The organism is Streptomyces zinciresistens K42 (genome assembly GCF_000225525.1).
GTDB lineage: Bacteria > Actinomycetota > Actinomycetes > Streptomycetales > Streptomycetaceae > Streptomyces > Streptomyces zinciresistens.
Genome location: NZ_AGBF01000296.1, coordinates 1 through 5832, shown reverse-complemented (window position 1 = coordinate 5832; position 5832 = coordinate 1). Strand labels below are relative to the sequence as shown.

Annotated in this window: 3 protein-coding genes; 2 read left to right on the top strand and 1 reads right to left on the bottom strand. The window is 74.0% G+C overall.

Annotated elements, in window-relative coordinates:
• Positions 1-694 (top strand): S8 family serine peptidase (locus SZN_RS34885; RefSeq protein ID WP_007504637.1); only part of this gene is annotated, 694 nt, incomplete at its 5' end.
• Between the two features lie 95 nt (positions 695-789).
• On the opposite strand, the gene eccCa is transcribed toward SZN_RS34885, so the two are convergent.
• A complete protein-coding gene (gene eccCa / locus SZN_RS34880; RefSeq protein WP_050815163.1) occupies positions 790-4782 on the bottom strand; it encodes a type VII secretion protein EccCa in 3993 nt (1330 codons plus the stop codon).
• A 459-nt stretch (positions 4783-5241) separates the two neighbouring features.
• Between eccCa and eccD the strand changes: the two genes are divergently transcribed.
• On the top strand, positions 5242-5832 hold a 591-nt coding region (gene eccD, locus SZN_RS34875; protein WP_007504632.1), incomplete at its 3' end, for a type VII secretion integral membrane protein EccD.

Genomic DNA, 5832 nt, shown 5'->3' with positions numbered 1-5832 from the left:
GCCGCGCCGCGACGCGGAGCTGACCCGTGCCGTCGCCGCGGCCCGCCGGGCGGGGGCGGTCGTCGTCGCCGCGGCCGCCCCGGAACCGCCGGCCCGGCGCGGCACGCAGGAGATCCCCTCGCGCCTGTACTGGCCGGCCGCGGAACCCGGTGTGCTCTCCGTCGCCGACATGCTGCCGGCCGGCGTCCGCCCCGACGGCTCCCTGCCCACCACCGGCATCGACCTGGCCGCTCCCGGGGCCGGGGTCGTCTCCGGCGGCCCGCGCGGCGGCGGCCACTACCTGGGCGCCGGTGCCTCGGTGGCCGCGGCCTACGTCGCCGGGGCCGCCGCGGTGGTGCGCGCCGCCTACCCGGACGCGTCGGCCGAGACCGTCGCCCGCCGGCTGACGGCCACCGCCTACCCGGCCGACATCCCGCAGCTGGACGCCTACGCCGCCGTGACCAAGGTCCTCGGCGGACCGGACGCCCCGGCCGGCGCCGGACGCGCCCCGGACCCCGTCGCCGTGCGGGACACCTCCGCCGCCGACCGGACCGCGGGCCGCGCCGTCGTCCTGGTCCTGCTCGGCTCCGCCACCGTGCTGGGCATCCTGTGGGCCGCCTTCGTGCTGCCACGGGCCCGTGCCCGGGGGTGGCGCCCGGCACGGGCGGAGCGGCAGGGGACCGCGGCGCCGTCGCCGGGGACGCCCCGGGGCTGACCCGTCGAGGAGACCGAAGGAGGGGGCCGCCCAGGGCGGCCCCCTCCTTCGGTCTCCTCGTGCGTACGGTGCTTCGCGGGCCGCCGCCCGGTCCCTCAGCCCTGTGCCTCCTGCGCCGTCTCCACCAGCGCCGTCTGCATCAGCCTGGCCCGGCGGCGGGCGATGTGCTGGGCGCGGCCCGGCGGCAGGTTGAGCGGCTTCGCGTTGCCGAACAGACGCCCCTCGGTGGGCGGGCACGACAGCAGGATCGCGGGGTTGTTCGCCTCGTCGAGACGGCGGATGAGGGCGTCGCTCAGACCGCGTCCCGCCCCCATGGCGCTGCGCGCCACGATCATGTGCAGGCCCATCTCGAAGCCGAGGGTCAGATGCTCGAAGAGCGGCTCGAAGGGGCTCTGGAAGGAGTTGCCGGAGACCATGTCGTAGTCGTCGACCAGGATGAACAGACGCGGGCCCGTCCACCAGTCGCAGCGGCGCATCCGGGCGGGCGCGATGTCCGCGCCGGGGACCCGGGTCTTCAGCGCGCGGGCCGCCCCCTCGACGGTCTCCTTGAGGTTGTCCAGCGAGATCACATGCCCGATGCGGTACTCCTCCGGGACCGCGTCCACCAGCGTGCGCCGGTAGTCCACCGCGATGATCTTCGCCTCGTGCGGGGCGTAGCGGGCCGTGATGCCCTCGGTGACGCGGCGCAGCAGATTGGTCTTGCCGCTCTCCGTGTCACCGACGACGATCAGGTGCGGGGTGCGGCTGAAGTCGTGCCACACCGGCTCCAGCGCGTCCTGGTCGATGCCGAGCGGGAGCCGCATGCCGCCGCCCTCGGTGGCCTCGGGCGCGGGGAGTTCGGCCAGCGGCAGCCGGTGCGGCAGCATCCGCACCTGCGGGGCGACCGGGCCCGTCCAGTGCCGGGCGATCTCCGCGACGAGGTGGGCGACGCCCTCGCCGAGGTCCTCCAGCGACCCGCTGCCGTCCAGCCGCGGCAGACCGGCGAGGAAGTGCATCTTGCTGTCGGCGGTGATGCCCCGGCCGCCGCTGCGCGGCACCGAGCGCGCCTTGCGGGTGTCGATCTCCGAGTCCATCGGGTCGCCCATCCGCAACTCGAGGCGGGTGCCCGCCTGATCGCGGACCTGCGCCGACAACTCCACCCAGCGGGTGGTGGTGACGATGAGATGGATGCCGTAGTTCAGTCCGCGCGCGGCGAGTTCGTTGAACTTCGCCACCAGGTCGTCGTAGTCCTGGCGGACCGTCGACCAGCCGTCGACCACCATGAACACGTCGCCGAAGGGCTCCTCGGGGAACTCCCCGGCCGCCCGGCGCCTGCGGTACGACTGCATCGAGTCGATGGTGTGGTCGACGAAGAACTGCTCGCGCCGGGCGAGCAGCGTCATCACCTCGGCGACCGCCCGGTGCACCCGCTCCGGGTTCAGCCGGGCCGCGACGCCGCCGACGTGGGGGAGCGCGGCGAACTGCGAGAGGCCGCCGCCGCCGAAGTCGAGGCAGTAGAACTGGATCTCGGCGGGCGTGTGGGTGAGCGCCAGGGCGGCGATCAGGGTCCGCGCGAGCGTGGACTTGCCGCTCTGCGAACCGCCCGCGATGGCGACATGCCCGCCGGCCCCCGACAGGTCCACCACCAGCGGATCGCGGCGCTGCTCGAACGGCTTGTCCACCAGGCCGACCGGCACCCGCAGCCGGCCGGTCCCCGGCCAGCCCGCGGCGCCGAGACCGCGTTCTGGGTCGGGCGCGAGCGCGGGCAGCAGCGCGTCCAGCGGGGACGGTTCGTCCAGCGGCGGCAGCCACACCTGGTGCGCCGCGGGACCCGAGTCGCGCAGCCGCTCCAGCGCCACGTCGAGCAGGGTCTCCTCCTCGCCCGTCTCCTCGATCTCCGGCTCGGGCTCGGCGGCCGGCTCCAGCGTGCGCGGCACCACCCAGCCGCTCGTCCACGGCACGACCTGGCTGGCCACGCGGGCCTGCACCACCGCGCCCGTGCGGCGCCGGTAGGTCCCCGAGGAGTAGGCGGCGCGGAACCGGGTCAGCGCCTCCACACCGGACTTCAGATAGCCGCTGCCGGGCTGCGCGGGCAGCTCGTAGGCGTCCGGGACACCGAGCACGCCCCGGCTCTCCATGGCGGAGAAGGTGCGCAGTCCCACCCGGTAGGACAGATGGCTCTCCAACTGGTGCATTCGGCCCTCGTCCAGGCGCTGCGAGGCGAGCAGCAGATGCACGCCCAGCGAGCGGCCGAGCCGGCCGATCATCACGAACAGGTCCATGAACTCGCGGTGCGCGGAGAGGAGTTCGCTGAACTCGTCGACCACCACGAACAGGCTGGGCAGCGGGGTCAGATCGGCCCCGCCCGCGCGGGCGCGCTCGTACTCCAGCGCCGAGGTGTAGTTGCCGGCGGCGCGCAGCAGTTCCTGGCGGCGGATGAGTTCGCCGTGCAGGGCGTCCTGCATGCGCTCCACCAGGGCGACCTCGTCGGCGAGGTTGGTGATGACGGCGGAGGTGTGCGGCAGTTCCTCCAGACCGAGGAAGGTGGCACCGCCCTTGAAGTCGACCAGGATGAAGTTCAGCGTCTCCGAGGAGTTCGTCAGGGCGAGCCCGAGGACGAGGGTGCGCAGCAGCTCGCTCTTGCCGGAGCCGGTGGCGCCGATGAGCATGCCGTGCGGGCCCATGCCGCCCTGCGCGGACTCCTTGATGTCCAGGTCCACCGGGCGGCCGTCGACGCCGACCGCGATCGGCACCCGCAGCCGCGCGGAGCCGGTGTGCCGCTCGAAGAGCGCCTTCGCGTCGTGCCGGTGCAGATCGGGGATGCCGAGCAGGGTGGTCAGCTCCACGTCGCTGTCGAGCGGCTGGGCGATGTCGCTGCCGAGGCTGATCCGGCGGGAGGCCATCAGCCGGGCGAGCGACTCCGCGCCGAGTGGCCCGAGCCGGTCCGGCCGGCCGAGCGCCACCGTGCGCTCCTTGCGGCTGCGGTCGGTGCGCACCAGGCTCACCCGGTCCGGCTCCACGGTCAGCCGCAGCGTGTTGCGGCCGGGCCGCCAGCGCAGCGCGCCGGAGAGGTCCACGACCACCGCGTTGCGGTAGCCGTGCCCCTCCCAGCGGTGCCCCTCCGGGACGCTCACCCCGTCCAGGACGACCACCGTGTACGGCTCGTCGCGCCCCGGGCGGGCGTCCGGGTCGAAGCCGGGGCGCTCGGCGAACTCGGCGCCGAGCAGGTCGTCCAGCTCGACGAGGTCGGCGGTGATCCGCCGGACCTGGCCCGCACCGTCCTCCTCGTGCGGATGCAGCGCGTGCGGCAGCCACTTCACCCACTCCCAGTCCGCCCGCCGCTCGTCGCTGACGCACAGGGCGATCCACAGCTCCTCGGGCGCGTGGAAGACGGCGAGCTGGGCGAGCGCGGCACGCACCAGGGCGCGTACGGCCTCGGTACCGGGGCCGTCGGCCTCGCTCCCCGCGCCCTCGCCGGGCGCCTGCGGCTCCGGCTCGGGACGCAGCATGATCCGGGCGGAGGAGCGCAGGTACAGGCCGAGCGGCTGCTCGGGAATGGTGGAGTAGGCCCGGACGAACCGGCGCAGGGCGTGTGCGCACAGCGGCTCCAGGTCCTCCACCGGACGGGTGGAGACCGGGTTCAGGCTGAGGGCGAGCTGCTGCTCGCCCACCGCCAGCCGCACCTCGCCGAAGTCCTCGTCGGCCGGGCGCCGTTCCCACAGCCGGGAGGTGCGGGCCAGGGACCGCAGCGACGCCGGGTCCGGATGGCGCCAGGCCAGCGCCCGCTGCTGCTCCACGATGGTCGAGCGGACCCGCTTGCGGGTCTGCGCCAGATAGCGCAGGTAGTCGCGGCGCTCGCCCTTCAGGCGCTGCTTGCGCTCGCTGGAGCGGCGCATCAGCTGGCCCAGCAGCATGGCGGCGGCGGACAGCGCCATCACCCCCAGTGCCATGTACATGAAGACACCGTTGCCGCCGCCCGGACGCAGGAACATCAGCATCATCGACACCGACATCAGCGCCATCGGCAGATACGTCCATATCGCCGAGGTGTCGGGCACCTCCTCGGCGAGGACGGGCGGCTCCTGGAGGGTCAATTGCCCCTCGGGCATCTGGGGACCGCGCCTGCGGGCCGGCCGGCGAAACAGCACCACACTCAAGGAACGAAACCTCCGGTTTCACTGGCATTCCCGCCCGCGCCGAATACCGGCACACCGGGAGCGGAAAGCCCCATCACGCTCATTCTCCGACGAGCCGGGTACGCGGTGAACGCCGGATGAATGGGGTGAGTGGAAATCGCGGAGCGGTCAACTCCCCTGCCATTCAACTGCATACCGGACAGGGGTCCGGTCCCCGGCACGACCCGACGGGCGTAGGCAGTAGTCTGCATTCACGTAACGCGACCTGTCCACGCGGGAGAGGCCGTTGCCGGGCACACGGACACAATTCGCCTGTCCGACCCCGCTGTTCCGGCCCGCGCGGCCCCTCCGTACCCTTCGTACCCTTCGCACGGCCCTCCTCCCGGGGAAGTCCGCCCGTCAAGCCCTCCATGGAAGACGAGAGTTCAGCTGATGACCGACAGCGCGGTGGCCGAACTGTGCCGCCTGACCGTACGCGCGCCGAGCGTCTCCGTCGATCTGGCCGTGCCCGCCGACGTGCCGGTCGCCGATCTGCTGCCCACGCTCCTGCGCTACGTCGGCGAGGAAGCCGAGGAGTCCGGGCTCGACCACGCCGGATGGGTGCTCCAGCGGCTCGGTGACGCGCCCCTCGACGAGGAGACCACCCTCGCGCGGGCCGGCCTCGCCGACGGCGACGTGCTCTACCTGCGCCCCCACACCGAGGCGCTGCCCGAGGCACGGCTCGACGACCTGGTGGACGGGATCGCCGACACGGCCGCCCGCAAGCTGGACACCTGGTCCCCGCGCGCCTCCCGCGCCCTGCTGATCGGCACCACCGTGGCGACCGTGCTGGCCGCCCTGGTGCTGGTCTTCCGGCCCGGGGTGGCCGAGTCCGGTTCGGTCCGGGCCGCCTGCGCGGCCGTGGCCGGGGTGCTGCTCCTCGCGGGGGCGGGCACCGCGAGCCGCGCGGTCGGCGACCGGCTCTCGGCCACCGCGCTCGGTCTGCTGGTCGCGCCCTGCCTGGCGCTGGCCGGCTGGGTGCTG

Excerpts from the sequence above, each read along its gene's own strand:
- eccCa (WP_050815163.1), bottom strand. The coding sequence starts at position 4,782 with ATGCCCGAGGGGCAATTGACCCTCCAGGAGCCGCCCGTCCTCGCCGAG.